Origin of the sequence: Mesorhizobium sp. LHD-90, from assembly GCF_030929505.1 — a bacterium.
Lineage (GTDB): Bacteria > Pseudomonadota > Alphaproteobacteria > Rhizobiales > Rhizobiaceae > Kumtagia.
The window spans coordinates 27,604-53,941 of the sequence record NZ_JAVFVV010000001.1; the positions used below are offsets into that span (position 1 = coordinate 27,604).

24 protein-coding genes are annotated in these 26,338 nt (G+C 64.9%); 10 read left to right on the plus strand and 14 right to left on the minus strand.

Translation table 11 applies throughout. The features are described 5' to 3' along the window. Positions 1-41 precede the first annotated feature (41 nt). A complete protein-coding gene (locus RB623_RS00140; RefSeq protein WP_308054705.1) occupies positions 42-2,171 on the plus strand; it encodes a hypothetical protein in 2,130 nt (709 codons plus the stop codon). Between the two features lie 52 nt (positions 2,172-2,223). Here the strand turns inward: RB623_RS00140 and RB623_RS00145 are convergent, their stop codons facing one another. From RB623_RS00145 to RB623_RS00165, 5 genes are all read right to left on the minus strand, one after another. After that, positions 2,224-2,793: a sarcosine oxidase subunit gamma gene (locus tag RB623_RS00145; RefSeq protein ID WP_308054706.1), complete on the minus strand. Its 570-nt coding sequence runs from the start codon at positions 2,791-2,793 to the stop codon at positions 2,224-2,226. Continuing rightward, a complete protein-coding gene (locus tag RB623_RS00150; RefSeq protein ID WP_308054707.1) occupies positions 2,786-5,779 on the minus strand; it encodes a sarcosine oxidase subunit alpha in 2,994 nt (997 codons plus the stop codon). Before RB623_RS00150 ends, RB623_RS00145 begins: the two co-directional genes overlap by 8 nt. A gap of 214 nt (positions 5,780-5,993) precedes the next feature. Beyond that, positions 5,994-6,356 carry a sarcosine oxidase subunit delta gene (locus RB623_RS00155; RefSeq protein ID WP_308054708.1) on the minus strand — a complete coding sequence of 121 codons (363 nt, stop codon included), beginning with the start codon at positions 6,354-6,356 and terminating at the stop codon, positions 5,994-5,996. A gap of 36 nt (positions 6,357-6,392) precedes the next feature. Then, positions 6,393-6,992 carry a 3'-5' exonuclease gene (locus RB623_RS00160; protein ID WP_308054709.1) on the minus strand — a complete coding sequence of 200 codons (600 nt, stop codon included), beginning with the start codon at positions 6,990-6,992 and terminating at the stop codon, positions 6,393-6,395. After that, complete coding sequence (locus RB623_RS00165; RefSeq protein ID WP_308054710.1) at positions 6,992-8,245, minus strand: sarcosine oxidase subunit beta; 1,254 nt, start codon at positions 8,243-8,245, stop codon at positions 6,992-6,994. The genes RB623_RS00160 and RB623_RS00165 overlap by 1 nt, the downstream gene beginning before the upstream one ends. Positions 8,246-8,565: 320 nt before the next feature. Between RB623_RS00165 and RB623_RS00170 the strand changes: the two genes are divergently transcribed. Further along, positions 8,566-9,324: an SDR family oxidoreductase gene (locus tag RB623_RS00170; protein WP_308054711.1), complete on the plus strand. Its 759-nt coding sequence runs from the start codon at positions 8,566-8,568 to the stop codon at positions 9,322-9,324. A gap of 308 nt (positions 9,325-9,632) precedes the next feature. Further along, positions 9,633-11,132 (plus strand): ATP-binding protein, encoded by a 1,500-nt coding sequence (locus RB623_RS00175; RefSeq protein ID WP_308054712.1) that lies wholly within the window; start codon positions 9,633-9,635, stop codon positions 11,130-11,132. 262 nt (positions 11,133-11,394) lie between these two features. Here the strand turns inward: RB623_RS00175 and RB623_RS00180 are convergent, their stop codons facing one another. Then, positions 11,395-12,651 carry an Hsp70 family protein gene (locus RB623_RS00180; protein WP_308054713.1) on the minus strand — a complete coding sequence of 419 codons (1,257 nt, stop codon included), beginning with the start codon at positions 12,649-12,651 and terminating at the stop codon, positions 11,395-11,397. A gap of 309 nt (positions 12,652-12,960) precedes the next feature. Between RB623_RS00180 and rpsU the strand changes: the two genes are divergently transcribed. The 6 genes from rpsU to RB623_RS00215 all read left to right on the plus strand — a co-directional run bounded on the left by rpsU (position 12,961) and on the right by RB623_RS00215 (position 18,720). Further along, positions 12,961-13,233 carry a 30S ribosomal protein S21 gene (gene rpsU / locus RB623_RS00185; protein WP_308054714.1) on the plus strand — a complete coding sequence of 91 codons (273 nt, stop codon included), beginning with the start codon at positions 12,961-12,963 and terminating at the stop codon, positions 13,231-13,233. Positions 13,234-13,356: 123 nt separating this feature from the next. After that, the gene (locus tag RB623_RS00190) at positions 13,357-14,202 is read left to right on the plus strand and encodes a tetratricopeptide repeat protein (RefSeq protein ID WP_308054715.1); all 846 of its coding nucleotides are present in this window, start codon (positions 13,357-13,359) and stop codon (positions 14,200-14,202) included. A gap of 426 nt (positions 14,203-14,628) precedes the next feature. Continuing rightward, positions 14,629-15,159, plus strand: a complete 531-nt coding sequence (locus tag RB623_RS00200) for a dihydrofolate reductase family protein (protein WP_308054716.1) — start codon at positions 14,629-14,631, stop codon at positions 15,157-15,159. A 199-nt stretch (positions 15,160-15,358) separates the two neighbouring features. Next, entirely contained in the window at positions 15,359-16,297 is a 939-nt protein-coding gene (locus RB623_RS00205) for a hypothetical protein (RefSeq protein ID WP_308054717.1), read from the plus strand. Positions 16,298-16,658: 361 nt separating this feature from the next. Continuing rightward, positions 16,659-18,077, plus strand: coding sequence for an MFS transporter (locus RB623_RS00210; protein WP_308054718.1), 1,419 nt, complete (start codon positions 16,659-16,661; stop codon positions 18,075-18,077). 10 nt (positions 18,078-18,087) lie between these two features. After that, a complete protein-coding gene (locus tag RB623_RS00215) occupies positions 18,088-18,720 on the plus strand; it encodes a LysE family translocator (protein WP_308054719.1) in 633 nt (210 codons plus the stop codon). A gap of 13 nt (positions 18,721-18,733) precedes the next feature. On the opposite strand, the gene RB623_RS00220 is transcribed toward RB623_RS00215, so the two are convergent. From RB623_RS00220 to RB623_RS00245, 6 genes are all read right to left on the minus strand, one after another. Continuing rightward, positions 18,734-19,135: a PIN domain-containing protein gene (locus RB623_RS00220; protein WP_308054720.1), complete on the minus strand. Its 402-nt coding sequence runs from the start codon at positions 19,133-19,135 to the stop codon at positions 18,734-18,736. Beyond that, positions 19,125-19,355: an AbrB/MazE/SpoVT family DNA-binding domain-containing protein gene (locus tag RB623_RS00225; RefSeq protein WP_308054721.1), complete on the minus strand. Its 231-nt coding sequence runs from the start codon at positions 19,353-19,355 to the stop codon at positions 19,125-19,127. The genes RB623_RS00220 and RB623_RS00225 overlap by 11 nt, the downstream gene beginning before the upstream one ends. Before the next feature lie 140 nt (positions 19,356-19,495). Continuing rightward, positions 19,496-20,899, minus strand: a complete 1,404-nt coding sequence (locus tag RB623_RS00230) for an NAD(P)(+) transhydrogenase (Re/Si-specific) subunit beta (RefSeq protein ID WP_308054722.1) — start codon at positions 20,897-20,899, stop codon at positions 19,496-19,498. A gap of 1 nt (position 20,900) precedes the next feature. Further along, positions 20,901-21,323 (minus strand): proton-translocating transhydrogenase family protein, encoded by a 423-nt coding sequence (locus tag RB623_RS00235; protein ID WP_308054723.1) that lies wholly within the window; start codon positions 21,321-21,323, stop codon positions 20,901-20,903. After that, positions 21,323-22,600, minus strand: coding sequence for a Re/Si-specific NAD(P)(+) transhydrogenase subunit alpha (locus RB623_RS00240; protein WP_308054724.1), 1,278 nt, complete (start codon positions 22,598-22,600; stop codon positions 21,323-21,325). The genes RB623_RS00235 and RB623_RS00240 overlap by 1 nt, the downstream gene beginning before the upstream one ends. An 88-nt stretch (positions 22,601-22,688) precedes the next feature. Next, complete coding sequence (locus RB623_RS00245) at positions 22,689-22,937, minus strand: aa3-type cytochrome c oxidase subunit IV (protein ID WP_308054725.1); 249 nt, start codon at positions 22,935-22,937, stop codon at positions 22,689-22,691. Between the two features lie 39 nt (positions 22,938-22,976). On the opposite strand from RB623_RS00245, the gene RB623_RS00250 reads away from it, so the two are divergent. Next, on the plus strand, positions 22,977-23,885 hold the full coding sequence (locus RB623_RS00250) for a thermonuclease family protein (RefSeq protein ID WP_308054726.1): 909 nt from the start codon (positions 22,977-22,979) through the stop codon (positions 23,883-23,885). 146 nt (positions 23,886-24,031) lie between these two features. Here the strand turns inward: RB623_RS00250 and RB623_RS00255 are convergent, their stop codons facing one another. Next, on the minus strand, positions 24,032-24,340 hold the full coding sequence (locus RB623_RS00255) for a hypothetical protein (protein WP_308054727.1): 309 nt from the start codon (positions 24,338-24,340) through the stop codon (positions 24,032-24,034). Positions 24,341-24,637: 297 nt separating this feature from the next. Next, positions 24,638-26,134, minus strand: a complete 1,497-nt coding sequence (locus tag RB623_RS00260; protein WP_308054728.1) for a CoA-acylating methylmalonate-semialdehyde dehydrogenase — start codon at positions 26,132-26,134, stop codon at positions 24,638-24,640. Positions 26,135-26,338: the final 204 nt, after the last annotated feature.

A 26,338-nucleotide genomic window follows, 5' to 3' on the forward strand; every position in this document is an offset into this window, starting at 1 on the left:
TGACATCGTCATTCGCTGGAAGTGGGCGAAGGAGCCGACCTGTGCTGGACAATCAATTCGATCCGAAGCAATCGCCTGGGCCTCGCGTCGCGTCTGAACCGGTCAGGGGTCCCAACCGCCGGACGGTTCTCCTTGCCTTTGGGGCGATAGCGCTCAATGGGCCGGCACTCCACCCGGCCTTGGCCAAGTCTACGCCTGAGTCTTCCTACGATGGCCGCCAGGAGCTCGTTGCCGCGGTCCGCGCTGGCCTCAAACCATCATCCGGCGAAATTCATGTCGCTGGCGGCTATCCGTATGTCGGATCGCCAGGCGCGACCGTTCTGCCCGACCTTCCCGGTCTTCTGCCTCACGGCGATGTTCACGTTGAACATTTCGGTGCTCTGGGTGACTTGCGGTTTAAGCTCGAGGACGTGAAGACCAAGGGTGGCGGTGTCGGGCAAGGATTTGTCCGGACAGCCGGCACGAATGACTTGCCGGCCTTTCAATTGGCTGACGAATACGCCGCCGCGTCAGGCGCGGGTGTCATTTTTGTCGACGGCCAGTATTTTATCGATGGCGAGTTCCGCGCGACAGCCAGGATCATCGGCAGGGAGAAGTTCAGCTCGTGCATCTGGCTGAGATACGGACTGCTGGAATCCGGAATCCGCTTCAACTCCTCCGCCTCCGGTCTGATCGGCGTCAAGGTGATCGCGCAGTATGATGCCGTAGGCCTCAAGCCGAGCGGCAACGGACAACTCGGCAATGCGATTACCGTCGGAGACTATTACACGAAGGAGCGGCAGCCGCTGATTTCCGGCGTGGACACCGAGGTTCTGATATGCCGGGCCGCGAACATCGCGCGCAAGCAACGCTCGCATCCCTCGATCATGATGTCCTACGTGGGCCACGTGGAGGACTGCAGGATCGCCGTTGGCGTCCACGGAAAGACAAATGTCAGCTCGCTGATGGCGGTGCTGGTTCACTGGGGAGCGCGATACGACCCCGCTTCCATCGACCGCGGGCAACTGGACAGGACGAGCGCCACGATCCTGGAAACCTATCACGGACTTGATCTCGATATCTCGTTCCTGACCGAGTTCGACAACGCCGATGGATGGAATTTCCAGAGGCCCTATGAGATCGCGTCCACGGGAAGGACGACCGTCGGGCCGGTCAAGACGAAAGGCCTGCCGTCGGTTGGATGGGTTACGTGCGGCGACGTATGCGACGCCTATACCATCAAGTGGCAGAAAGGCGCGGTCGGTCAGGGAATAAGGATCGGTTTCGCAACGGGGACGGATTGCAATCCGACGAAAGCGGCGAGCTTTTGCGGGTTTTTTGTCAAGGGACGAGGCGAAAGCAAATCATCGATCGATCAATATGACGGGACCGACATCCAGGTCTCGCGGCAATTGATCTGGGACGTGCAATGCGAAGGTTTTCGCCTCGAATTCTCCGGCAGGACGGCGCCACCCGCCCAACGCGGCATATGGGTGCAAAGCTGCCTGGGTAGGGTCGATCTGGGCAAGGTTTCGACCTTTGGCGCACCAAGAGCCGTCGAAAACGAATACAGCAATTGCGATCTCCTTTATTCCTACGTCGATGGGGATGGCGCGCTGCTGCATGAATTTTCACAAGGCGGGCGCATACTGGAATCGTCAACGAGAGTATCCGGCGAAGCGCGCGCTGTGTCGGTGGTAGGCAGGATGCTCGAAACGACCACGTCGGCGGACGCGAAGGCGGGAGACACGATCATTCCGATCATGCCGTTCGACGCCACAAACAAAGGCGCGGCCACGGACGTCTTCGTCGGCAACACGATCCGCGTTGGATCGCGATTGACCGTTCAATCGCGAGCCCTGATCCAGAACGGCGCCGCCTACCTGGTCACAACGCCGTTGCCGTCATCCGTTCCCGCCGGAACCAAGGTAGCGATAGACCAGCGCGCCCGCCTTGACAGCTTTGTCGGGAGCTATGAGTCGTCAGGCGACGGCCTCGTAGCGATCAGCGCCGACATCTACCAAGCCGATCTGTCGAAGGTCAGATGGAGTGGCCCCTATGCCGCGTCGCTCAGGAAAGGAAGCATGCTGCAACTGCTGCATGGCCCCGAAGCGCGGATCGGTGCCTCCGGCCTGGCGTCGGATGCGGAAGATGGCATCTCCGTCGATCGCGGCAGCAAGCTTGTCCAGTAGCCTTGAACCCGTTACCTGGGCAACGGGCGGAGCATGACGGTGAAGCTGGCGATCAGCCGCCCGTGTCCGCCGCCGCTTCAACCAGAAAATCATGCACATAGTCGGAGAACGACCGCCAGCACTCGACCCGGAACGCATCCTCGCCGGTCCTCAGCAGCACGATCTCGACCTTGCCCAAAATGGTGCGCGAGCATGCTCCGACCGGAAAGGCTTCCAGCGAAAGATCCTGCGGACAGCCGGCATTCAGCGTCGCTTCCGCGCCGGCTCCCGAGACCGAAAAGGCGACGTTGCGATGCGATACGCCCACCGCCGAATGCAGGTCCTTCACCTCGGAGCAATTCGCCAGAGGGTCGCCGGTCTGGTCGATCACCAGCCATTCGTCCGGCCCCAGCCACAGCGCCGTGCGGCCGCCGTTTGACGCCGAAGCCTTCGGCTTCGTCGGCAGGTCTAGCCCCAGCGCCTTCGACAGCGCAGCGACGGAACCGGCCGGCGCGCGCAGCGAGATGCGTTCGGCCGGCGGCAGCACGGCAAGCCGCACCGCGCCGGTGTGGAACTCGCGCCCGGCCAGAGCGGATTTTCGCGCCGCCCCGCCGGAAGAAACCTTGGCGGCAGCCTTAGCCATTGAGGCGCTCCCCCTTCGGATCGTAGAACACCATGCCCGTCACCTCGACCTCGATCGTCCTGTCCGGCATCGGCACATAAAGCGTTTCGCCGTGGCGGGACTTGCCGTCGACGACTAGCGCGAGCGCGATCGAATGGCCGCAATTCTCCGACCAATAGCTCGACGTGACATGGCCGATCATCGTCATCGGCACCTTCTGCTTGGGATCGGCGACGATCTGTGCGCCTTCCTCCAGAACGATCTTCGGGTCGCGCGTCTTCAGCCCGACGAGCTGTTTTCGGCCCGGCGCCAACAGATCGGGCCGCGTCAACCCGCGTATGCCGACAAAATCCTTCTTCTTCTTGCCGATCGCCCAATCGACGCTGGCGTCGGCCGGCGTCACCGTGCCGTCGGTGTCCTGGCCGACGATAATGTAGCCTTTTTCGGCGCGCAGCACGTGCATCGCCTCGGTGCCGTAGGCGCAGGCGCCGTGCTTTCGACCCTCCGCCCACAGCGCTTCCCACACCGCCTCGCCATAATCAGCCGGCACGTTGACCTCGAAACCGCGGTCGCCGGTGAACGACATGCGGAACAGCCTTGTCGGCACGCCGCAGATCTTTCCCTCGCGCACCGACATGTGCGGCATCGCCTCGTCGGACATATCGATGCCCTCGACCAGCGGCGCGATGATGTCCCGGCTCTTCGGCCCCTGCACGGCGATGACCGCCCACTGTTCGGAGATCGAGGTCAGCCAGACGTTCAGATGCGGGAATTCCGTCTGGAGATAGTCCTCCATCATGTTCATCACGCGCGCGGCGCCGCCAGTGGTCGTCGTCACGTGGAAACGGTCCGGCGCCAGCCTGCCGACCACGCCGTCGTCGTAAATAAAACCGTCCTCGCGCAGCATGATGCCGTAGCGGCAGCGGCCGGCGTCCAGCTTCTCCCACGGGTTGGTGTAGAGCAGTTCCATGAATTTCGCCGCGTCCGGCCCGACCACCTCGATCTTGCCCAGCGTCGAGGCGTCGAACAGGCCGGCGGCTTGTCGCACCGTCACGCATTCGCGGTTGACGGCGGCGTGCATGTCCTCGCCGGCCCTAGGAAAATACCAGGCGCGCTTCCACTGCCCGACATCCTCGAACACCGCGCCATGCTTTTCCGCCCAGGGGTGGATCGCCGTGCGCCGCGTCGGGTCGAACAGCTTGCCCTTGGCATGTCCGACGATCGAGCCGAACGTCACCGGCGTATAGGGTGCGCGGAACGTCGTCAGCCCGACTTCCGGGATCGGCTTTCCCAGCGTCTCCGCTGCGATCGCCAGGCCGTGCATGTTGGAGGTCTTGCCCTGGTCGGTCGCCATGCCGTTGGTGGTGAAGCGCTTCACATGCTCTATCGAGCGCATGCCTTCATGCACCGCCTGGCGGATATCTTTTGCCGTCACGTCGTTCTGGAAGTCGATGAAGGCTTTTACCGTCGTGCCGGCTCCGGCGCCCGGCCCGCTGCCCAGCATCGATCCGGCCCAGGTCTCGCCTGCATCCACTTTTATCTTCTGCGCCTTGAACCTCTTGGCGCCAGACTCTTTCGCCGCCTTCTCGCCGGCCACAAAAGCCTCGGCGACGGTCGCCTCCAGCCCGTCCGTGCCGTTGCAGGCGCCGACCGACACGCACTCCTGCGCGTAGGTTCCCGGCAGGAAACGTTTCGTCGCCTCGTCGAACGCCACCTTTCCACGCGACTGCGAGAACAGGTGTATCGAAGGCGTCCATCCCGACGAGGTCAGCAGCGCGTCGATGGCCACCGTGCGTCCGCCGCCGCCGTTCTTCGGCTCGATGGTCATGGAGGAAACGCGCAGTTTTCCTCCCACCTTCGTCACGGCGCGGCCATGGTTGACCTCGATGCCGAGCGCCCGAGCCTCGTCCACCGCCGGACCGCCCGGATTGTCGCGCAGGTCGACGATGCCGGCGATGCTCACGCCCGCCTTCTTCAGGTCGATGGCCGCGTAATAGGCGGAATCGTTGGCCGTATAGACGCCGACTTGTCTGCCGACGGTGACGCCGTAATGGTTGAGATAAGCGCGCGCGGCGCTAGCCAGCATCACGCCCGGCCGGTCGTTGTCGGCGAACACCATGTGCCGCTCGATCGCGCCGGTGGCCAGTACCACGCGCCTGGCGCGCACCTGCCACAGTCTTTCGCGCGGCGCATGCCTGTCCGGCCGCGCCAGATGGTCGGTGACCCGCTCGGTGAGCCCGACGAAATTCTGCGCGTAATAACCGAAAGCCGTCGTGCGCGGCAAAAGCCGCACATTGTCCATCGCGGCCAATTTCGCGACCGCGCCTTGCGCCCAGGCCCAGCCGTCCATTCCGTCGACTTTCGCGCCCACCTCGTATCGCAGGGCGCCGCCGAACTCCGCCTGTTCGTCGGCAAGGATGACGCGCACCCCGCTCTCGGCCGCCGCGAGCGCCGCCGCCAGGCCCGCCGCGCCGCCGCCCAGCACCAGCACCTCGCAATGGGCGAAACGCGAAGCATAATGGTCCGGATCAGGCTGGTCCGGCGCGACGCCCAACCCGGCGGCGGCACGGATCTTCGGCTCATAAAAGCTCTTCCACGCCGCCTTCGGCCACATGAAGGTCTTGTAATAGAAACCCGCCGAAAACAGCGGCGATGCAAAATCGTTCACCGCCCCGACATCGAAGTTCAGCGACGGCCAGCGGTTCTGCGAGACCGCCGCCAGCCCGTCATAGAGCTCCTGCACGGTTGCGCGCACATTCGGCGTCTTGCGCGCCGCGTCGCGCTCGATGCCGACCAGCGCGTTCGGCTCCTCCGCGCCGGCCGAGAGAATGCCGCGCGGCCGGTGGTACTTGAACGAGCGGCCGGTGAGATGCACGCCGTTGGCAAGCAGCGCCGAGGCCAGCGTATCGCCGGCCAGTCCCGAAAAATGCTTGCCGTCGAAGGTGAAGCGCGCGGTCTTGGCCGGCGTCAGCCGCCCGGCGCCGGCGATGCGGAAGGGCTGGGTCATGCGGCACCCATGAAAATATGGTTCGGACAGCACTCCGTCCCACCCCCCTCTGTCCTGCCGGACATCTCCCCCTCAAGGGCGGAGATTGCTCCGACCGCATCGGTTTCGCCAATCGCAGACGTCGCCGGAAGAGTGGCATCGCCAAAGCTGCCAATCTCCCCCCTTGAGGGGGAGATGTCCGGCAGGACAGAGGGGGGTGGGACGGAGTGCGCCATCATTCTTTTGCCCCTGCCGCCGTCTTCTCGTTCAGTTCCGCCGGTTCCCGATTCGCCCATGCAGCCGGCCCCGTCTCCGCGACCGAAATCTCAGGCTTCGTCTCGCCCGCTCTGTAGGTCGTCAAAAACCTGTCAGTCACCGTGTTGCGCGCCGCGTTGAAGAAGCGGCCGCAGCCATGCACGTGCCGCCAGCGCTCGAACACGATCCCCTTCGGATTCGAACGGATAAAGAAGAATTTTTCAAAATCCTCGTCGGAAATCGCAGCGATGTCCGGCGAGCGGGCGACATGCGCCTCGCCGGCGTGCCGGAATTCGAGTTCCGGACGCTCTTCCTCGCAATACGGGCAGTGGATGAGAAGCATGTCAGCCTTTGGGCGATCGGGTTGCGGGGACGCGCATCAGGCGATCCCGTTGTCGAGTTTGTAGAGCACGCCCGCCAGTTGCATGGCGGCGAAAGCATCGTCGAAGGCGTCGTGATGCCGGCCGCGCTTCAGCGTGGTCTTGTAGAGCAAGCTGGCGTCCGCAAGCGAGATGCGGGTGCGGTAGCGGCCCTGCCGGGTTTCGTGATGGCAGACCCGCCGCATGGTGCAGAACAGCGTCCGCCCCTCCAGCGAGCCCACCTTGTGGCGGCGCAATTCCGCATCGACGAAACGCGCGTCGAATTCGCAATTGTGGGCGATGATCGGCAGGTCGCCGACGAAATCGAGCAGTTGTTTGCCGATGCCGTCGAACCGCTCCTCGCCGATGACGTCGCGGTCGCGAATGCCGTGGATGCGGCTCGCCCCGGGCGGAATACTGATGCCGGGATTGACCCGCGCCTTGAACGTGACCGCCTCGCAGCCGGTCGGCGACGCATAGAGATGGAAATCGACCCGCAGCGCGGCGATCGACACGATCCGGTCCACGCGCGGATTGAGCCCCGTCGTCTCGACGTCCAGCACAACGGCTTCTCGGAAGCCGGCAAACGGACTGTTTTGAAGGCGGATGGTGGTCATCATCAATGCGCCACCGCCGCCGCGGCCGCCTCATCGATCAGCCGGCCCGTCCTGAACCGCTCCAGCGTGAACGGCGCGTTGATTCTGTGCGGCTCGTCGCGGGCGATGGTATGGGCGAAGACATGGCCCGACCCCGGCGTCGCCTTGAAGCCGCCCGTTCCCCAGCCGCAATTGACGTAAAGCCCCTTCACCGGCGTCTTCGCCAGGATCGGCGAACGGTCGGGCGTCACGTCGACGATGCCGCCCCACGAACGCAGCATCTTCATGCGCGAAAACATCGGGAACATCTCGCAGATGGCGTCGAGCGTGTGGTTGAGGATATGGAGCCCACCAGTCTGTGAGTAAGAAGTATACTGGTCGGTGCCGGCGCCGATCACCAGTTCGCCCTTGTCGGACTGCGAGATATAGGCGTGCACGGTGTTGGACATCACCACGCAGGGGAACACAGGCTTCACCGGCTCCGATACCAGCGCCTGCAGCGGATAGCTTTCCAGCGGCATGCGCACGCCGGCCATGTCCATCAGCACCGACGTATGCCCAGCCGCCACCACGCCGACCTTCTTCGCCCCGATGAAACCCTTGGAGGTGTCGACGCCGGTTACGCGGCCGTCCGGGGCGCGGCGGATGCCGGTGACCTCGCAATTCTGGATGATGTGGACGCCGCGCGCATTGGCGCCGCGCGCATATCCCCAGGCCACCGCGTCGTGGCGCGCCGTCCCGCCGCGCCGCTGCAGCGCCGCGCCCACCACCGGATAACGCGCCTCCCGCGAAATGTTCAGCGGCGGGCAGAAATCCTTGGCCTGTTCCGGCGTCAGCCATTCATTGTCGATGCCGTTCAGCCGGTTGGCATGGATGTGGCGCTTGAACACCTGCACGTCGTGCACATTGTGCGCCAGCATCATCACGCCGCGCGCCGAATACATGACGTTGTAGTTGAGATCTTGCGAAAGCCCGTCCCACAGTTTCACCGCGTGGTCGTAGATGCCGGCGCTTTCGTCATACAAATAGTTGGAGCGGATGATGGTGGTGTTGCGGCCGGTATTGCCGCCGCCCAGCCAGCCTTTTTCCAGCACGGCGACATTGGTGACGCCGTGCTCCTTGGCGAGATAATAGGCGGTCGCCAATCCGTGCCCGCCGGCGCCGACGATGATGACGTCGTATTCGGAGCGCGGCTCCGGAGAAGACCATTGCTCCGGCCAGCCCCTGTGGCCGCGCATGGCCTCGCGGGCGATGGCGAATACCGAGTATTTTTTCACGTTCCAGAGCCCGCAATGACCATCGGATGGAGCTGCGCGCCAGGCTTTCATGCGCCCGGCGCGCGAGATGTACCACTAGCGAAAACCCGCTGTCACCCTTGCACTGATTGCGACGGGCCTTGCCGCTTTGCGCCACGGCTTCGCTCCGCGCCCTTCTCCACCCCCCGCAGCCGAAAAAATGTGGGAGCGCGGATCGCCGGCGAGACCAGGAGGATTCTGCAATGACAGTCCTCAACGACCATGCCGGTTTCGGGTGGCCGGACCAGCTTCCTCTTGCGACATGAGGCGCATCAAACGCCAGGCAGGAAGGAAAGCAAAAAATGTTCGACCTCACCGATAAGGTAACGATCGTCACCGGCGCGTCGTCCGGCATCGGCCGCGCGGCGGCAAAACTCTTCGCGGAGCACGGCGCGCTTGTCGTCGCCTCCGGCCGCCGGGCCGACGAACTGGAAAAACTCGTCGCCGAGATCGAACACGACGGCGGCGCGGCCACGGCGCTTGCCGGCGACGTGCGCGACGAAGCCCATGCAAAGGCGCTGGTAGAGTTGGCCGAAACCCGCTTCGGCGGGCTCGACGTCGCCTTCAACAATGCCGGCTGGACCGGCGAGATCAGCGAGACGGCGACGGTCTCGCCGCAAGGCTGGCGCGACACGCTGGACACCAATCTGACCAGCGCCTTCCTTGCCGCCAAACACCAGATCCCGGCGATGCTCAGGCGCGGCGGCGGTTCGTTGATCTTCACCGGAAGTTTTGTCGGCGTCACCGCCGGCATGCCCAGCATGGCGGCCTATGCCGCGGCAAAGGCCGGCCTGGTCGGCCTCACGCAGGTGCTGGCGGCCGAATACGGACCGCGAAAAATCCGCGTCAACGCGCTGCTGCCGGGCGGCACCGACACGCCTGCCGCCACCTTCAAGACGCCGGAAGAGCGCGCCTTCGTGGAAAATCTGCACGCGCTGAAGCGCATCGCCAGGCCGGAAGAAATCGCCGCCTCGGCGCTCTATCTCGCCTCCGATGCGGCGAGCTTCACCACCGGCGCGGCGCTGTTCGCCGACGGCGGCGTGTCGATCAACCGGACGTAACGGGGCGGTATCGCACTGAAATCTCCTCCCCCTCACCCGCCCTCCGCTTCGCTTGGGCGACCTCTCCCCACTGGGGAGAGGAGATCGTCAACCGCCTTCGCCTTCCCGTTTGAAGCCACAAGGCTGGCGCCGGCGCTGAAAACCTCCTCTCCCCGGCGGGGAGAGGTCGCCCGAGCGAAGCGGAGGGCGGGTGAGGGGGCGCCGGCGGGAGGCAGCCCGCGTCATCGCGCCTGTGGGAATCTCGCCGCCCGCGCTTCGCGCCGCGCTGCGCCGGATGCTAAGGACAGCATCATGACCAAGGGCGCCGGATGAAGGTCAATATCGACATGGGACTGGCTTCCCCCGGGAAGCCGGCCGATCTTGATCTGGAGGAACTGCTGGCGACCCGCCTGCTGGTGCAGGGCAATTCCGGGTCCGGCAAGTCGCATCTGTTGCGCCGCCTGCTGGAACAGAGCGCGCCCTGGGTGCAGCAATGCATCGTCGATCCCGAGGGCGACTTCGTCACGCTGGCCGACAAATTCGGCCATCAGGTGGTCGACGCCGCCCGCACCGAATCGGAACTCACCCGCATCGCCGGCCGGGTGCGCCAGCACCGCGTCTCGGTCGTGCTCAATCTCGAGGGGCTCGACGTCGAGCAGCAGATGCGCGCGGCGGCAGCCTTCCTCGGCGGCATGTTCGACGCCGAGCGCGACCATTGGTATCCGGTGCTGGTGGTGGTCGACGAGGCGCAGCTTTTCGCGCCCGCGGCCGCCGGCGAGGTTTCCGACGAGGCGCGAAAACTGTCGCTTGGCGCCATGACCAACCTGATGTGCCGCGGCCGCAAGCGCGGGCTGGCGGGCGTCATCGCCACCCAGCGGCTGGCCAAGCTGGCAAAAAACGTCGCGGCGGAGGCCTCCAACTTCCTGATGGGCCGCACCTTTCTCGACATCGACATGGCGCGCGCCGCCGACCTGCTCGGCATGGACCGGCGGCAGGCGGAAATGTTCCGCGACCTGGCGCGCGGGCATTTCGTCGCGCTTGGACCGGCCCTGTCGCGGCGGCCGCTGCCGATCACCATCGGCTCGGTCGAGACGTCGGCACGCTCGACCAGCCCGAAATTGACGCCCTTGCCCGACGCGCCGGAAGATGCCCGCGACCTGATCTTTACACCCGGTCCGGAAGAAGTGCGGCCCGTGGTGCGAAAACCGCCGCCACCGCCGGTGCCGACCGCCGACCTACTGGCGCAACTCGCGCGGCCGAAGCCGGCGCCGATGCCTATGGAGCAGCCGGTCTTCGCCATAATCGACGAGGCGGAGCGCGAAGCCGGCATCGACACGGTGCTGCGCGAGATTTTGGAAGACCCCGACGCCGCCTTCCGATCGGATGCCGTGCTTTATCAGGATTTCCTCGTCCGCTGCCGCATCCGCCGCGTGCCCGGCGAACCGCTGCCGCTCTCCGGTTTTCGCCGACGGCTGGCGGTGGCGCGGGCCGGCGTCGACCAGCGCGCGCCGGACGGCGAGGCCTGGGCGACCGCGCTCAGCCTGTCCGAAGCGCTGCCGGACGATCTGCAGGGCGTGTTCCTGATGGTGGCGCGCGCCGCGACCAATCGCGACGCCTGCCCCTCCGACGCCACGCTGGCCCGCGCCTATGGCAGCCACTCGCCGCGCCGGGCCCGGCGCCTGCTCGCCTATTTCGAGGAGCGCGGCCTGCTGGTGGCGCGAACCGATTTCCACGGCAAGCGTGTACTCGCCTTCCCCGACCTTGGCTGCGAGACCGCACCCGGCGACCCCGACGCACCGGACGAAACCCAGCGCGACGCGGCGGAGTAGTGCGATCGTCCTTCTGCCCGTTTCACGCGAGAAGGGTCGGAAGGCATATCAGGGGCGGCGCGGACAGTCCGATGGAGTGGTGCGCATTGCTTCAAAATCCCGCAACAACGCGCGCCCTGCCGCCACACTCATTGCCGGAAGGAACAGTCAAAAACCCGGTTTTTGAGGGTCCGAATCAAGCCGATTGCAGCTTTCCGCACGACCATTCCCGGTAAGCCTCGGAAAATCAAAGAACTTCCGGACTTCACGCGGCTTGCGCACGTCACCCGAACTTGCGCCGCGCGTCGATCGCCAGCCCCAGTCCGACGCTGCCGAACATGTCGCCCTGCACCACCGAAGCCTTCGGAAACATAGCGAGAATTCCCTCGCGCACCTGCGGGATCGCGGTCGATCCGCCGGTCAGGAACAGCGTGTCGATGCGTTCCGCGCCGACGCCGGCATCGCGCAGCGTCCGCGTCACCGTATCGGCAATTCGCTGCACTGCATTGGCGATAGCCCGCGCCAGGTCAGCGGCCGAAACCGGCAGGCTGAGCTTTTCGTCCAGCATGTCGAGTTCGATGCGCGTCACCGCCTCGTCGGTCAGCGCGATTTTCGCCATTTCCACCTTTGCCGCCAGCGCGTGGCCTTGTCGGTGCCGCACGATGTCGATCATCCGCTCGACCAGGTCGGGCCGCGCCGCCTCGTAGCGGATCTGGCGCAAATCGCTCATCGCCTTGGACGTGTAGAGCAGATTGATGCGCTGCCAGGTGGCGAGGTCGAAGAAATAGCCGACCGGCAGGTTGCGCTTGCCGTCCTTGGTCTGCGTCCCGTAGCCGAGTTCCGGCATCACCGCGGCGATCGACAGCAGCCGGTCGAAATCCGTGCCGCCGACATGCACGCCGGCATTGGCCAGGATGTCGTCCTTGCGGTCCGCCGCCTTCGCACGCTCAGGCGACACCCGCACGATGGAAAAGTCGGATGTGCCGCCGCCGATATCGACGATCAGCGCAAGCTCTTCTTTCTGCACGCCTTGTTCATAGTCCAGCGCCGCCGCGATCGGCTCGAACTGGAAAGAGATGTGGCGAAATCCCTTGGCTCGCGCCGCCTTCTCCAGTTCGGCCTGTGCCTGGCCGTCCGCCGCCTCGTCCTCGTCGACGAAATGCACCGGCCGTCCCAGCACGATTTTGTCGATGTCGCGTCCGGCGTCCTCTTCCAGCCTCTCCTTCAGATAGGCGACGAAACCGCCGATGATGTCGGTGAAGGCCATCGACCGCGCCTTGATCCGCGTCTTTTCGCGGATCAGCGAGGTGCCGAGCACGCTTTTCAGCGCCCTGAGCAGCCGGCCCTCCGAATTCGCCGTGTAATCCTCGATGGCGCGCCGCCCGAAATAGGTGCGGTCGTCCTCGAAGTTGAAGAACACCGCGCTGGGCATGGTGACGTGCCCGCCCTCCAGCGCCACCAGCCGCGGCTTGCCGTTCTCGAACAGCGCGGCAGTGGAATTGGAAGTGCCGAAATCGATCCCGCCGAAGTCCGGCTTCATGGCATGCCTCGATTGTGCTGGATTCTCCCGCCACGCGCGGGGAGGGGTCCGCTACACCAGAGGCGCCATCCTGTCGACCCGGAATCGGCGCATACGGCTTGCTTTGCCGGGCCGGCCAGGGCAAATGCGTCCGGCCGCCATTCACTTCGCCGCTACGGTGTTGGTTCGGCTCGGTTATCGTGATCCGGCCTGTGGACAAGCCCGCCCGATTCTGCTATCAGCCGGCACAATTCGCGACGGATGCCGCCGCGAGGACAAGAGGGTATTTCCGCTTGTCCGTTGAATTCAAACCGAAAGACAGGATTGCACGTGCAGGTACTCGTCCGCGACAACAACGTTGATCAGGCGCTTCGTGCGCTGAAGAAGAAAATGCAGCGTGAAGGCATCTTCCGTGAGATGAAGATGCGCGGACATTACGAGAAGCCCTCCGAGAAGCGCGCCCGCGAGAAGGCCGAGGCGGTGCGCCGCGCCCGCAAGCTGGCCCGCAAGCGCGCCCAGCGCGAAGGCCTGCTGCCCTCCACGCCGCGTCCGGCTCCTGCCGCTGGCCCGGGTGGCGCCGGTGCGGGCCGCCCGGCGCGCTGATCCGCCAATATTTCGTCTCTTTCGGGAACTAGCGGGAGGTGGGGCGAGCGAATCGCTTCCGCCTCCTTTGCTTTGAGTGTTGCCCGCTTGCGGGCCGCATGGGAAAACGGAGAAATTTTCGGGATGGATGAACGCTCCGGCCACCGACTGATTTCGGCCCGCGGCCTCGCCGCCATGCTGGCCGTGCTCTCGGCGGTGGCGCTTGCCGGATGCGACACCGTGCCGGGCGGCGAACTCGCTGCCGTCGATGTGGCGCAAGGCTCCAGCCAGAACATCTCCTCGCTCAGCGCCGTCGTCCAGCGCAACCCCAACGATCCGGAAGCCTATAATGTGCGCGGTTCCGCTTATGGCCGCGGCGGCCGCTACCGCGAGGCGCTGCAGGACTTCAACAAGGCGATCGAGCTGCGCCCGAATTTCTACCAGGCCTATTCCAACCGTGCGCTGATCCAGCGGTTCCTCGGCGACCAGTCGGCGGCGCTGAGCGACTACAACCGCGCCATCCAGCTCAACCCGAACTACGACGCCGCCTATATCGGCCGCGGCAATCTCTACCGCAAGGCGGGGCAGACCCAGCAGGCCTTCAACGATTTCCAGAAGGCGATCCAGCTCGACACCACCGACCCGCGCGCCTACCACAATCGCGGCTTGATCTATCAGAGCCAGGGCCAGCACGCCTTCGCCATCGAGGACTTCTCGACCGCCATCTCGCTGGCGCCCGATTCGCCCGAGCCCTACAACGGCCGCGGCCTTTCCTATCTGGCGATGAACGACGACACCAACGCCTTCGCCGACTTCAACACCTCGATCAAGCTCGACGGCCGCATCGCCGAGAGCTGGGCCAACCAGGCGCTGGTCTACGAAAAGCGTGGCGAAAGGCAGAAGGCCGCGAAGTCCTACGCCGAGGCGGTCAGGATCGACCCCAACTACGCGCCTGCCCGCGACGGCCTGGCCCGCGTCCGCGCCGGCTGAACCCGCCTCAAATCCGCCGCCTGCCGGGCGTCTGTCGGCTTTGCGCCGTGCGTCTGGATCGGCACGGACGAGCCCACCTTCTGGCGGGCCGGCCACCGTACCTCGAACAGCCCGCTGCACCTGGCTTTCAAGGCGAAGGACAAGGCAACTGTCGATGCTTTCCACAAGGCTGCGCTGGAGAATGGCGGCGTCGACAACGGCGCTCCCGGCCCGCGCGGACCGGAGGAGATGCACTACTACGGCGCCTATGTGCTCGACCCCGACGGCAACAATATCGAAGCCGGTTTTCGCGCCGGCTGAATCGCGGCCTAGCCCTGATACCAGCGACTGCTTTTCGACTGTTCGCGCCGCAGTTTGTGCCGGCCTCCTTTCCGTGTCACAGCGGCTCAAGCTATTTTGAAGAATCTGGGATGGAGGTTTTGCAGCATGGCGAAGATCGTCTTCGGAATGAACCAGTCTCTGGACGGCTATGTCGACCACGAGGGATTTGCGCCTGATCCTACGCTCTTTCGGCACTGGATAGAGCACGTTCGTGGCCTGGCGGGCAGTGTGTACGGCCGCCGCATGTATGAGGTCATGCGCTATTGGGACGAGGACCGCCCTGAGTGGAGTGCAGAACAACACGAGTTCGCGGCGGCGTGGCGTCGCCAACCGAAGTGGGTCGTGTCGCGCTCGTTGAAGTCGGTCGGCCCAAACGCCACACTTGTCGAGGATGACATCGTGGCGGTGATCCGTGGCCTGAAGGCTCAACTCGTCGGGGAGATTGCGGTTTCCGGACCGGAACTCGCACGAAGCCTGACCGAGCTTGGCCTTGTCGATGAGTATCGACTCTACTTCCACCCCGTGGTGCTTGGTCGCGGCAAGCCATTCTTCGCCGGCTCCCGGCCGTCCCTCCGCCTTGTGGCCGGCGATCGCCTAGGCGAGGGCGTGATCAGGTTGACCTACGTTCCTGCATGATCACGCAACCGGCCTGACGGCTTGCGCAAACACGTCCGGTCCGCCTGGGGAGCGAGAGGGGCAACCGCTTGTTGAAGCTCGACAGAGCGGCCATTGTCAGCATCCTTCAAGACTATTTTCCCAAGACTTATCCCCCCTCCCTCCCTCCCGACGGAGCCATAATTCCCGTCGCCTGTGTGCAGGAAAGGAGGCGGCGGCAATGGAGAGAAGTCCGGCAATCGACAAGAACTGGGAGGCGCTGAAGCGCTTGCTGGCCATGCTTGTCGGCATGGCCGAACTGGGTTTTGGACTGGGCGCTGGGGGACAGTTTACTTTGTTTCCGCAGAAGGACGCGGGAGCTCAGAACCAGGCACAGGCGGAAAAAAGTAAACTGTCCCCGGCATTTAACCCGGCGCTTAGCCTGCCCCGCCATCTCCACCGCGCCATCCTCAAACTGCTGCGTCCGGCCGAATCCGCGGCGCGACGGCTGATCATCGCTGCGGCCCGGGGACTCGTCGTGACCCTGCCGCCGTTTCGCCCGCGAAAACCGAAGTCCAAATCCGTGGAGCCGATCCTGCGCAGCCTCGGCATCGCCGTCACCATGTCGAATGCCGATCATGCTCGCGCCGAAGCGGCGAAGCGAGCCGCCGCCAAACGCGCCGCCCGCCCGCGCGTCCTAAACCTGTCGCTGCTCGATCCGCTCAAAAATCCGTTTCGTGTCCGCCGCCGCCATGTGCCGGCACGCAGCGTGCCGCGCATCATGTCGCTGGATTTCGACGCGCAGTACCGCCCGCTGCCTGCGCCGCCATCGCCCGACGACCCGGTCGACGCGGCGCGGCTCTCCCTGCGGCTGGAGGCGCTGGGCCTCGCTCTCGACGACCTGCCGGGCCAGGCCAAACGGTTCGCCCGCTGGAAGGCGCGCAACGAGGCGGCACGTGCGCGGGACAGGGAAACCCGCGCCGCGGGAGACAAACAAGCTTCCGGCACGGTCCGGTTCCGGCGCGTCTCGCCGCTGCGGCGCGGGCGTCCGCCTGGCGGCCGGCTGTCCCGCTACGATCCGACTGCCGTCCATCCCCGCAACGTCCGCGAGATCGACGAAATTTTGTCGCATGCCCACGCGCTGGCCGTCTACGCGCTGGAATCGCCTGACACGTCCTGAATGACGCCTGCTGGAGGTGAAAAGCGAAGGATTGACGGCCAACACGGATTTTTTCGTGGCCTGGCGGCGAAGGCGGCTGCATACAGGGGACAGTTTACTTAATTCCGCGGAAAGACGCGGCGCTTCAAGACTGGCGCAGGCGGAATTAAGTAAACTGTCCCCGGCGTTTGCGCCGTTCGAGCTCCGATCCCTCGATGGGGATCCGAAGGCGCCATAGGGCGGCCGACCTTGACGGCCGCTGTTATCGGTCCGCCCGCCCTGCCACAATCGAGAGCCGTTTTCAGCCCCTTGACCTCAACTCCGGTTGAGGTCCTATCAGCCCGTCACTGCGTCGGCGGGACGCACTGACAGGGAGCAAGACGTGGCGGAGAGCACGGCGGTACGAGTCGACTGGCGGGTGTTGTGGGCGAGCGGCGACCTTGCCCGCTTCTGCTTCATCTGCCTCGGCATTCTCCTTCACGCCACCAATGAGACGATGGTGGCGACCGTCATGCCGGCCATGGTCGGCGAATTGTCGGGTGTGGAACTGGTCGGCTGGTCGCTCGCCGTCTACGAGATCGGCGCCATCACCGCCGGCGCCGCGGCCGGGCGCATGACCAGCTATGTCTCGCTGCGCACCAACATGGTCGTCGCGGCGCTGCTCTATTCCGCCGGCGCGCTGATCTGTGCGACCTCGCCGTCCATGCCCATCTTCCTCGCGGGCCGTGTGGTCGAGGGTCTGGGCGGCGGCGCGCTGGTGTCGCTGGCCTTCGTCTCGGTCGAGCGCCTGTTCCCCAAAAACATCTGGCCGCAGCTTTTCGGCGTGATTTCCGCGATCTGGGGTGTCGCCGCCTTCAGCGGGCCGATGCTCGGCGCGCTGCTTTCCGAGTACCTTTCGTGGCGCTGGGCTTTCGGCGTGTTCGTCATCGGCGGCCTCGTCGCCGCGCTCGCCAGCCTTGTCGTGCTGCGCGGCCCGGCGGCGACGCGTCGCCGCTCGGACGGCATGGCATTGCCACGTTTCCCGGTCGCGGCCCTTGCCGTGATGGCGGCAAGCGTCGTGCTGATCGCCCTGGCGGGCGTGAAGGTCGAGCCGCTGCGCTCGTCGCTGCTGCTTGGGGCGGGCCTAGGCGGCATTGCGCTGTTCTTCCTGCTCGACGCAAGGCTGCCTGCCGCTCGGCTTTTTCCGTCGCGGCCGTTCAACCTGAAGACGCCGCTCGGCAACGGCCTGATCATGGTCGCCGCGTTTTCGGTCGCCACCTGCTCCTTCGGCGTCTATGGGCCGCTGATCCTGACCAGCCTGCACGGCATACCGGTGCTGACCACGGGCTACATCATCGCCGCCGAATCGATCTCCTGGTCGGTGCTGTCGATCCTTGTCGCCAACGCCCCGCCTGAGCGCGAGCGCGGCATCGTGCTGGCCGGCGCGCTGATGATCGCCGGCGGCGTCGCCGGCTTCGCCTACGCCGTGCCGGCCGGCAACATCCCGCTGATCCTCGCCTGCGCCATCCTGCAAGGCGGCGGTTTTGGCATCGCCTGGCCGTTCGTGACGCGCATCATCGTTGCCTCCGCGCCGCCGTCCGAGCAGACGATCGCCTCCTCGGCCATACCGACCATGCAGCGCATCGGCTATGCCGTCGGCGCCGCGACCTGCGGCATCGTCGCCAACGCATCCGGCTTCTCGCAAGGCCTCAGCGGCGAGACGGCGGCAAGCGTGGCCTCATGGTTGTTCCTTGCCTTCCTGCCGCTCGGCGTGGTCGGGTGCGTCGCCGCCTGGCGGCTGCCGCCGACCTCCGCTTCCTGAAAGGATTTTCATGCCCGAGCAGACAAACCTGGTCGCATTCGCCCTGATCGCGCTCGGTATGGTGCTGACGCCCGGCCCGAACATGATCTATCTGGTGTCGCGCTCGATCAGCCAGGGGCCGAGGGCCGGCCTGATCTCGCTCTGCGGCGTGGCGCTGGGTTTCGTCTTCTACATGCTCGCGGCCGCCTTCGGCATCACCGCGCTGCTGTTCGCCGTGCCCTATGCCTACGACGCCCTGCGGCTAGCCGGCGCGGCCTACCTGCTGTGGTTGGCCTGGCAGGCGATCCGGCCCGGCGGCCGCTCGCCGTTCCAGGTCCGCGACCTGCCCAGGGACGGCGCGAAGAGGCTGTTCATGATGGGTTTTATCACCAACCTGCTCAACCCGAAGATCGCCATGGTCTACCTGTCGCTGCTGCCGCAGTTCATCGACCCAGCGCTGGGCAACGTGTTCCTGCAGTCTCTCGCGCTGGGCGCGACGCAGATCGTCATCAGCGTGACCGTGAACGCCATGATCGCGCTGGCGGCCGGCTCGATAGCGCTGTTCCTGGCCAGGAACCCGCTATGGATCCTGGTGCAGCGCTGGCTGATGGGCACGGTGCTGGCCGGGCTGGCCTACAGGATGGCGACCGAGGCGCAGCGATAGAAAGGCGCCTCAATCAGTCCTTGAACGGATTGGATATCCGGAGCCTGCCCGCGACCATCATCCCGTGATGCATGTCCTCGGACCACAGTGTATCGCAATCGTTGGTCAACGCCGCTGCGACGATCATGGCGTCGTAGGTGGAAAAGCCGTGCTTCTCGGCGAGTTCGAGACCTTGTTCGTGTATCTGGACGGTTACGGGCACCACAGTCAGAAACTCACGAACGAGCCCGAGAAAATCGATGATCTCAGGCCAGGGTTTTCGATGCTTCTTGCGGGAAACGTTGGCGATCTCATTCAGAACCTGAACGCTGATCAAACCGCCGCCGGCGAGGAGACCGAGCACTTTCGACGCGTCTCGCTCCTCCCGGAATGCTAAGCCAAGCAGAACATTCGTGTCGAAAAAACTACCGCTCATTGGCCTCTTCACGGTCGAACGTGAAGTCCGCAGGGAGCCAACCGCGGTAGGCGCGCAAGCGCTCCAGCAATTCCTCCTTGCGGGGCTTGCGCGTTACACCGAGTTCGTGGTCGTCGATGACCGACAACTTGATCTCATCACCCTCTTTGAGGTCGAGCGCCTCGGCTACGGCGGCGGGTAGGCGAACCGCAAGGCTATTACCCCATCGCGAGACTTTCATGCGACGAATTCCTTGGATACACGATCGTGAAATGTATATCCGCCATAGCGGATATACAAGCTGTCCGGTCTCACGCAATGACAACAAAAAGCCCGGCGCGGTGGCCGGGCTGTTTTGATAGATTTCGGCTTGTCAGCCGGTCAGTGATCCATCGCCTTGACGATCTCTTCCGTCATCTTCTTGGCGTCGCCGAGCAGCATCATGGTGCCGTCCTTGTAGAACAGCGTGTTGTCGATGCCGGCGTAGCCCGAGCCGAGCGAGCGCTTGACGAACAGGCAGGTGCGAGCCTTGTCGACGTCGAGGATGGGCATGCCGTAGATCGGCGAGGACTTGTCGTCGCGCGCCGAGGGGTTGGTCACATCGTTGGCGCCGATGACGTAGGCCACGTCGGCCTGCGCGAACTCGGAGTTGATATCCTCCAGCTCGAACACCTCGTCATAAGGCACGTTGGCCTCGGCGAGCAGCACGTTCATGTGGCCGGGCATGCGCCCGGCGACCGGATGGATGGCGTATTTCACTTCGACCCCGGCGGCCTTGAGCTTGTCGGCCATCTCGCGCAGCGCATGCTGGGCCTGGGCGACTGCCATGCCATAGCCGGGCACGATGATCACCTTCTGCGCGTTCATCATCAGATAGGCGGCGTCGTCGGCCGAACCCTGCTTGACCGTGCGCTCGATGCCGTCGTCGGCGGCAGCCGCCGTCTCGCCGCCAAACCCGCCGAGGATGACGGAGATGAAGGAGCGGTTCATGCCCTTGCACATGATGTACGACAGGATGGCGCCGGACGAGCCGACCAGCGCGCCGGTGATGATCAGCGCCAGATTGCCCAGCGTGAAGCCGAGTGCGGCCGCCGCCCAGCCGGAATAGCTGTTCAGCATCGACACTACCACCGGCATGTCGGCGCCGCCGATCGGGATGATAAGAAGGACGCCCAGCGCCAGCGAGGCGATCACGATCAGCCAGAAGATGGTCGTGCTCTCGGTAACGACCAGCGCCACGATCAGGGCGACCAGCGCCGCGCCGAGCAGGATGTTGATGACGTGGCGCGCCGGCAAAAGGATCGGCTTGCCCGACATGCGGCCGTCGAGCTTCAGGAAGGCGATGACCGAGCCGGTGAAGGTGATGGCGCCGATGGCGACGCCGAGGCTCATCTCGACCAGCGCTTGGCTATGGATGTCGTCGATCTCGCCGATGCCAAAACTGGTCGGCGAGTAGATCGCGGCGGCAGCCACCATGACCGCGGCCAGACCGACGAGGCTGTGGAAGGCGGCGACCAGTTGCGGCATCGCCGTCATGGCGATGCGGCGGGCGATATAGGCGCCTGCACCGCCGCCTATGACGAGACCGACGAGGATCAGACCGGCCCCGCCGGCGGTCAGCGTGTCGAGGGTCAGCGCCAGCGTGGTCAGAATCGCGATGGTCATGCCGACCATGCCGTAAAGATTGCCTTGGCGGCTGGTGGTCGGATGCGACAGGCCCCGCAGCGCCAGGATGAACAGGATGCCGGAGACGAGGTAGAGGAAGGAGGCGACGTTCTCGTTCACGTCACTTCTCCTTCTTCTTGTACATGGCGAGCATGCGCTGGGTGACCAGGAAGCCGCCAAAGATGTTGACCGACACCAGCATCAGGGCGACGAAGCCGAAACCGCTGGCGAGCCCCGATGCCGAGATGCCGACCGCCAGCAGCGCGCCGACCACGATCACCGAGGAGATGGCGTTGGTGACGGCCATCAGTGGCGTGTGCAGGGCCGGCGTCACCGACCAGACGACGTAGTAGCCGACAAAGATCGCCAGCACGAAGATGGCGAAGCGGAAGACGAAGGGGTCGATTGCCCCGCCCGACAGCGCATGCGCCGCGTCGCCAGCCGCATCGGCCGCCGCCGGCGCATTGGCGAGATCCTGAACCGCAAGCTTCACCGCCTCGCTTGCCTGATCGAGTTGTTCGAGGGCTTTCTGCAAGGCGTCCATCAGGCGGTCCCCCCGGTCTTAGGCTTCCTGGGCGCGGCGGGTTTTTTCGACGCGGCTTTCTTCGCCCGTGCCGGCTTGTCGCTTGCCTCGGCGACCAAAATCGTCGCCGGGATCGCCGGCGGCTCGACATGCGGCTCTTCTACCGCCTTGACGAAGTTCGGATGCACGACCTTTCCGCCATCGGTCAGCATGGTCGCCTTCACCAGTTCGTCGTCGCGCTTGATGGCAAGCTCCTTCTTCGCCTTGTCGATCATCGTCTCCAGGAAGGCGAACAGGTTTTTCGCATAGAGCAGCGAGGCGGATGCCGCGACCCGGCCCGGCACGTTGAGGTGGCCGACGATCTTCACGCCGTTCGGCGTCGTCACCACCTCGCCCGGGCTGGCTCCCTCGACATTGCCGCCGCGCTCGACCGCGAGGTCGACGATCACCGAGCCGGCCTTCATCGAGGCGACCATCGCCGCCGAGACCAGTTTCGGCGCCGGGCGGCCGGGAATGAGAGCCGTGGTGATGACGATGTCCTGCTTGGCGATGTGCTCGGCCGTCAGCGCCGCCTGCTTGGCCTGGTATTCCTTCGACATCTCCTTGGCGTAACCGCCCGCCGTTTCGGCCGCCTTGAACTCCTCGTCCTCGACCGCCAGGAATTTCGCGCCGAGCGACTGCACCTGCTCCTTGACCGCAGGGCGCACGTCGGTCGCCGTCACGACGGCGCCGAGGCGGCGCGCCGTGGCGATCGCCTGCAGACCGGCGACGCCGACGCCCATGACGAAGACCTTCGCCGCCGGCACGGTGCCGGCCGCCGTCATCATCATCGGCATGGCGCGGTCGTATTCGGCGGCGCCGTCGATCACCGCCTGGTAGCCGGCGAGGTTGGCCTGGCTGGACAACACGTCCATCACCTGGGCGCGGGTGATGCGCGGCATCAGCTCCATGGCGAAACCGGTCACGCCGGCCTTGGCCATGTCGGCAAGGGCAGCGTCATTGCCGTAGGGATCCATGATCGCCAGCACGGCGGCGCCGGGCTTGTAGCCCTTGAGTTCGGCAGCCGTCGGCCGGCGGACCTTCAGCACGACGTCGGCCTTGGCCACGTCGGCCGCCTTGCCAATGGCCGCGCCGGCAGCCTGGAAGTCGGCGTCGAGGATGCGCGAGCCCAGGCCCGCGCCGGTCTCGACGATCACCTCGAAGCCAAATCCCGTCAGCCGCTTCACCGTATCCGGCGAAGCTCCGACACGCGGTTCCGCCGCGTCGACTTCCTTGGGTACGAAAATGACTTGTCCCACCGCCTCAATCCCTCCGGTTGGAACGTTGCCCCTCCATGCGGCGGAAACGATCGGCCGCGGACGAAATCGTCAGGCGGGAACGGGTTTGTCAGGTGATATGCGCGGGCATGTCGCGCAGCACATATCCGCCGCCGCCCACGAGAATGATGAACAGGAGCAGCGAAGAGAAGAAGCCGCCGCCGGCAAAAAAGCCGAAGGCCATTGCCGCCAGCAGCGCGACGCAGACGATCGTGCTCCATTTCGCCAGTTGCACGAACAACCTGTAGGTCTTTTCGTGCTCGGCATATTCCATCTTGGCGCCCAGCTCGAGCGGTCCGGTCGGGGTTTGGTCGGCCATGCTGTCCCTCCGAAGGTCTCCCCGGCACATAGCGAAATCATGCCGCGAGGGCAATGGCGTGATTGGCCGTATGAGTGCGACAAGAGCGACGCATTTTTCTTGAAAATCGGAAGCGATGTCAGCGACGGATTTCCGGCCCGCCAAAGTTTCGGCGTAGTTGAAGCCGCGGATCGCCTCGGCGCGCCTTCTTCCGGCGCCGGTCGTTTGCTATTGTTCGCCCATTGCCAGCGGGTCGACCATGGCGAAAACACGTCCCGAAAAAACGACAGTCGGGAAGACGAACTTGTGAGCAAAAATCCTCCCGCAACCGCGGTCATGGGGTTCATCATGAATTGCCCCGAACCGATACCGCGCACGCACTATCTTGCCGGGCTGCTGCTTGTCGCCGCGTACCTGGGCGCAGCGTCCTCGCCGGCGGTGGCGCAGAGCGCGGCCAATCCGTCCGATCCGCTGTGGTCCGATGCGCCGAAGCGGATCGACCGCGGCAGTCAGCGGTTCGAACGCCTGCCCGACACCAATGCCCGGCAGGCGGAGGCCAAAGCTGCCCGCTATCCGCTGCGTCTGAAACGCACGCTTCCCTACATCGTCGTCGACAGCGTCAGCTTCGTGCAGGAAGGCAAGAAGTACCGCCTCGCCGAACTCGAACCCGTGCCCGCGGCAAAAACCTGCAAGAACCCGGATGGCCAGCGCTGGGCGTGCGGGCTAAAGGCACGCGTGGCGCTCAGCCGGCTGCTGAGGGCCAAGCCGATCCGCTGCGCGCCGCTCGGCGAGAAGGACGGCTTCATGCTGGTCGAATGCGTGCGCAACGAGAAAGATCTCGGCGGGACGCTTGCCGCCGCCGGCTATGCGCTGACACCTGCCGGCAAGGACCGCTACCGCGCCGAGGAGGAAGAGGCCCGCAAAGGGAGAAAGGGCGTGTGGCAAGCCGAACCGGTCGATGGAAACTGATGATCCGACGAGGCGAAGGGGTGCTTCCACAAACCAAAGATGGCTTGCGCGGCCGTATCGGCGAAACGCCTGGAGGGCAAATTCAGTGCCTGCATCCGCTGCTGTTCACCGAAACGTGCGTCGCCGTTGGCGCTGTGCGCCTGACTTCAAACATCGTCGCCGGACAAGACAACCGAATTCTCCCAATTGTCGCCCGCGGCGACAATGCAGCTTCTGCCGGTCACATCGGTGATGACGATCGTCCATGTCCCGGTTTCGGCGACGAAAATCTCCATGACCGCGACCTGGCCGATTGTCCCGACACCTAGCTGCTTTTCCTGGAACTTTTCGCCGAGTTGCGCGACCAGGTTGCCGTGCCCGGTGCAGAACACGTACTGCGCGTCCGCCGTATATGTGCCTACCGCGATAAAGGCTGCCGCAAGCAGCGCCTTCGTCCAACCGACCACCCGTGCCATAAGGCACCTCCTTTGGCCGCCCTCGCACGGCGGAAGGAGGAAACTCACCCCGCCGAAGCGTTTTGGGCCGGCTTAGACATCGTCATCGCGCTCTCCCCTGCGCTTTCTGTCTCGATAGCGAGAACTCTATGTTCCCGTTATGTCCAATATATGGGATGCGGCGAAAATGCGCGCAAGCACATTTGCGTGAACGTCGGCGATCTGTCCGAGACGAAAACGCCGGAGCGGTGAGGCTCCGGCGATTAAAATGTGGCTTGTATCGGGAACAACTCGTTGGCGAGCCGTCAAATGACCCGGTCAGTTCATCGTCGGGATGACGAACTCCGCGCCTTCCTTCACACCCGACGGCCAGCGCGAGGTGACGGTCTTGGTCTTGGTGTAGAAGCGGAAGGCGTCCGGCCCGTGCTGGTTCAGGTCGCCGAAGCCCGAGCCTTTCCAGCCGCCGAAGGTGTAATAGGCGATTGGCACCGGGATCGGCACGTTGATGCCGACCATGCCGACCTGCACCTTGGAAGCGAAGTCGCGCGCCGCGTCGCCGTCGCGGGTGAAGATGGCGACGCCATTGCCCATCTCGTGTTCGTTTGGCAGGCGCAGCGCTTCCTCGTAATTCTTGGCGCGCACCACCGACAGCACGGGGCCAAAGATCTCTTCCTTGTAGATGCGCATGTCGGCGGTCACGTCGTCGAACAGGCATCCGCCCATATAGTAACCGTTCTCGTAGCCCTGCATCTTGAAGTTGCGGCCGTCGACGACCAGTTTGGCACCTTCCTTGATGCCGGTGTCGACATAACCCTTGATGCGCTCCAGCGCCTGGGCGGTGACGACCGGGCCGAAATCGGCGGAACTGTCGGTCGAGGGACCGACCTTCAGGCTTTCGACGCGCGGGATCAGCCTCTCCATCAGGCGATCGGCGGTGTCCTTGCCGACCGGCACCGCCACCGAGATCGCCATGCAGCGCTCGCCGGCCGAGCCGTAGCCGGCGCCGATGAGGGCGTCGACCGTCTGGTCCATGTCGGCGTCGGGCATGATGATCATGTGATTCTTGGCGCCGCCGAAGCACTGAACGCGCTTTCCGGCCGCGCATCCGCGTGAATAGATGTATTCGGCGATCGGCGTCGAGCCGACGAAGCCGACGGCCTTGACGTCGCGGTCGTCGAGGATCGCGTCGACCACCTCCTTGTCGCCGTTGACGACGTTCAAGATGCCCGCCGGCAGGCCGGCCTCGATGAACAGTTCGGCGATCCTGAGCGGCACGCCGGGGTCGCGCTCGGAAGGCTTCAGAATGAAGGCGTTGCCGCAGGCGATGGCCGGGGCGATCTTCCACAGCGGGATCATGGCGGGGAAGTTGAACGGGGTGATGCCGGCGACCACGCCGAGCGCCTGCCGCATGGAATAGACGTCGATGCCGGGGCCGGCTCCGTCGGTGAACTCGCCCTTCATCATGTGCGGGGCGCCGATGCAGACCTCGACGACTTCCAGCCCGCGCTGAATGTCGCCCTTGGCGTCGGCGATGGTTTTCCCGTGCTCGCGGGCCAGAATATCGGCCAGCGAATCGTACTCGCGGTTGGCGAGCTCCAAAAACTTCATCAGCACGCGCACGCGGCGCTGCGGATTGGTGGCGGCCCAGGCCGGCTGCGCGGCCTTGGCGTTCTCGACGGCGGCGCGCAATTCAGCCTTGGAGGCCAGCGCGACGGTGCCGCGCACCGTGCCGTCCATCGGCTGCATGACGTCTTGGCTGCGGCCGCTGGTGCCGGCGACATGCTTGCCGCCGATGAAATGCCCGTATTCGATCATGGCTTCTCTCCCTGGGGTATGGCCGCATTGTCACGCTTCGGCAGGCAAATGGCAACGCGAGGGAAATCGCAGCCGTTGTGCAGGAAATAATAGACCACTTTGATCGGTTGCGAATTTTCGCATATAGCGGATTTGATGCTTGCGCTCCTTCGCACCCCCCTCTGTCCTGCCGGACATCTCCCCCTCAAGGGGGGAGATTGGCTT

Excerpts from the sequence above, each read along its gene's own strand:
- RB623_RS00250 (WP_308054726.1), top strand. The coding sequence starts at position 22,977 with ATGCCGCGAGGGCAATGGCGTGATTGGCCGTATGAGTGCGACAAGAGC.
- RB623_RS00145 (WP_308054706.1), bottom strand. The coding sequence starts at position 2,793 with ATGGCTAAGGCTGCCGCCAAGGTTTCTTCCGGCGGGGCGGCGCGAAAA.
- RB623_RS00205 (WP_308054717.1), top strand. The coding sequence starts at position 15,359 with ATGGAGAGAAGTCCGGCAATCGACAAGAACTGGGAGGCGCTGAAGCGC.
- RB623_RS00175 (WP_308054712.1), top strand. The coding sequence starts at position 9,633 with ATGAAGGTCAATATCGACATGGGACTGGCTTCCCCCGGGAAGCCGGCC.
- RB623_RS00235 (WP_308054723.1), bottom strand. The coding sequence starts at position 21,323 with ATGGACGCCTTGCAGAAAGCCCTCGAACAACTCGATCAGGCAAGCGAG.
- RB623_RS00245 (WP_308054725.1), bottom strand. The coding sequence starts at position 22,937 with ATGGCCGACCAAACCCCGACCGGACCGCTCGAGCTGGGCGCCAAGATG.
- RB623_RS00180 (WP_308054713.1), bottom strand. The coding sequence starts at position 12,651 with ATGAAGCCGGACTTCGGCGGGATCGATTTCGGCACTTCCAATTCCACT.
- RB623_RS00225 (WP_308054721.1), bottom strand. The coding sequence starts at position 19,355 with ATGAAAGTCTCGCGATGGGGTAATAGCCTTGCGGTTCGCCTACCCGCC.
- RB623_RS00200 (WP_308054716.1), top strand. The coding sequence starts at position 14,629 with ATGGCGAAGATCGTCTTCGGAATGAACCAGTCTCTGGACGGCTATGTC.
- RB623_RS00215 (WP_308054719.1), top strand. The coding sequence starts at position 18,088 with ATGCCCGAGCAGACAAACCTGGTCGCATTCGCCCTGATCGCGCTCGGT.
- RB623_RS00220 (WP_308054720.1), bottom strand. The coding sequence starts at position 19,135 with ATGAGCGGTAGTTTTTTCGACACGAATGTTCTGCTTGGCTTAGCATTC.
- RB623_RS00255 (WP_308054727.1), bottom strand. The coding sequence starts at position 24,340 with ATGGCACGGGTGGTCGGTTGGACGAAGGCGCTGCTTGCGGCAGCCTTT.
- RB623_RS00190 (WP_308054715.1), top strand. The coding sequence starts at position 13,357 with ATGGATGAACGCTCCGGCCACCGACTGATTTCGGCCCGCGGCCTCGCC.
- RB623_RS00155 (WP_308054708.1), bottom strand. The coding sequence starts at position 6,356 with ATGCTTCTCATCCACTGCCCGTATTGCGAGGAAGAGCGTCCGGAACTC.
- RB623_RS00170 (WP_308054711.1), top strand. The coding sequence starts at position 8,566 with ATGTTCGACCTCACCGATAAGGTAACGATCGTCACCGGCGCGTCGTCC.
- RB623_RS00150 (WP_308054707.1), bottom strand. The coding sequence starts at position 5,779 with ATGACCCAGCCCTTCCGCATCGCCGGCGCCGGGCGGCTGACGCCGGCC.
- RB623_RS00260 (WP_308054728.1), bottom strand. The coding sequence starts at position 26,134 with ATGATCGAATACGGGCATTTCATCGGCGGCAAGCATGTCGCCGGCACC.
- RB623_RS00160 (WP_308054709.1), bottom strand. The coding sequence starts at position 6,992 with ATGATGACCACCATCCGCCTTCAAAACAGTCCGTTTGCCGGCTTCCGA.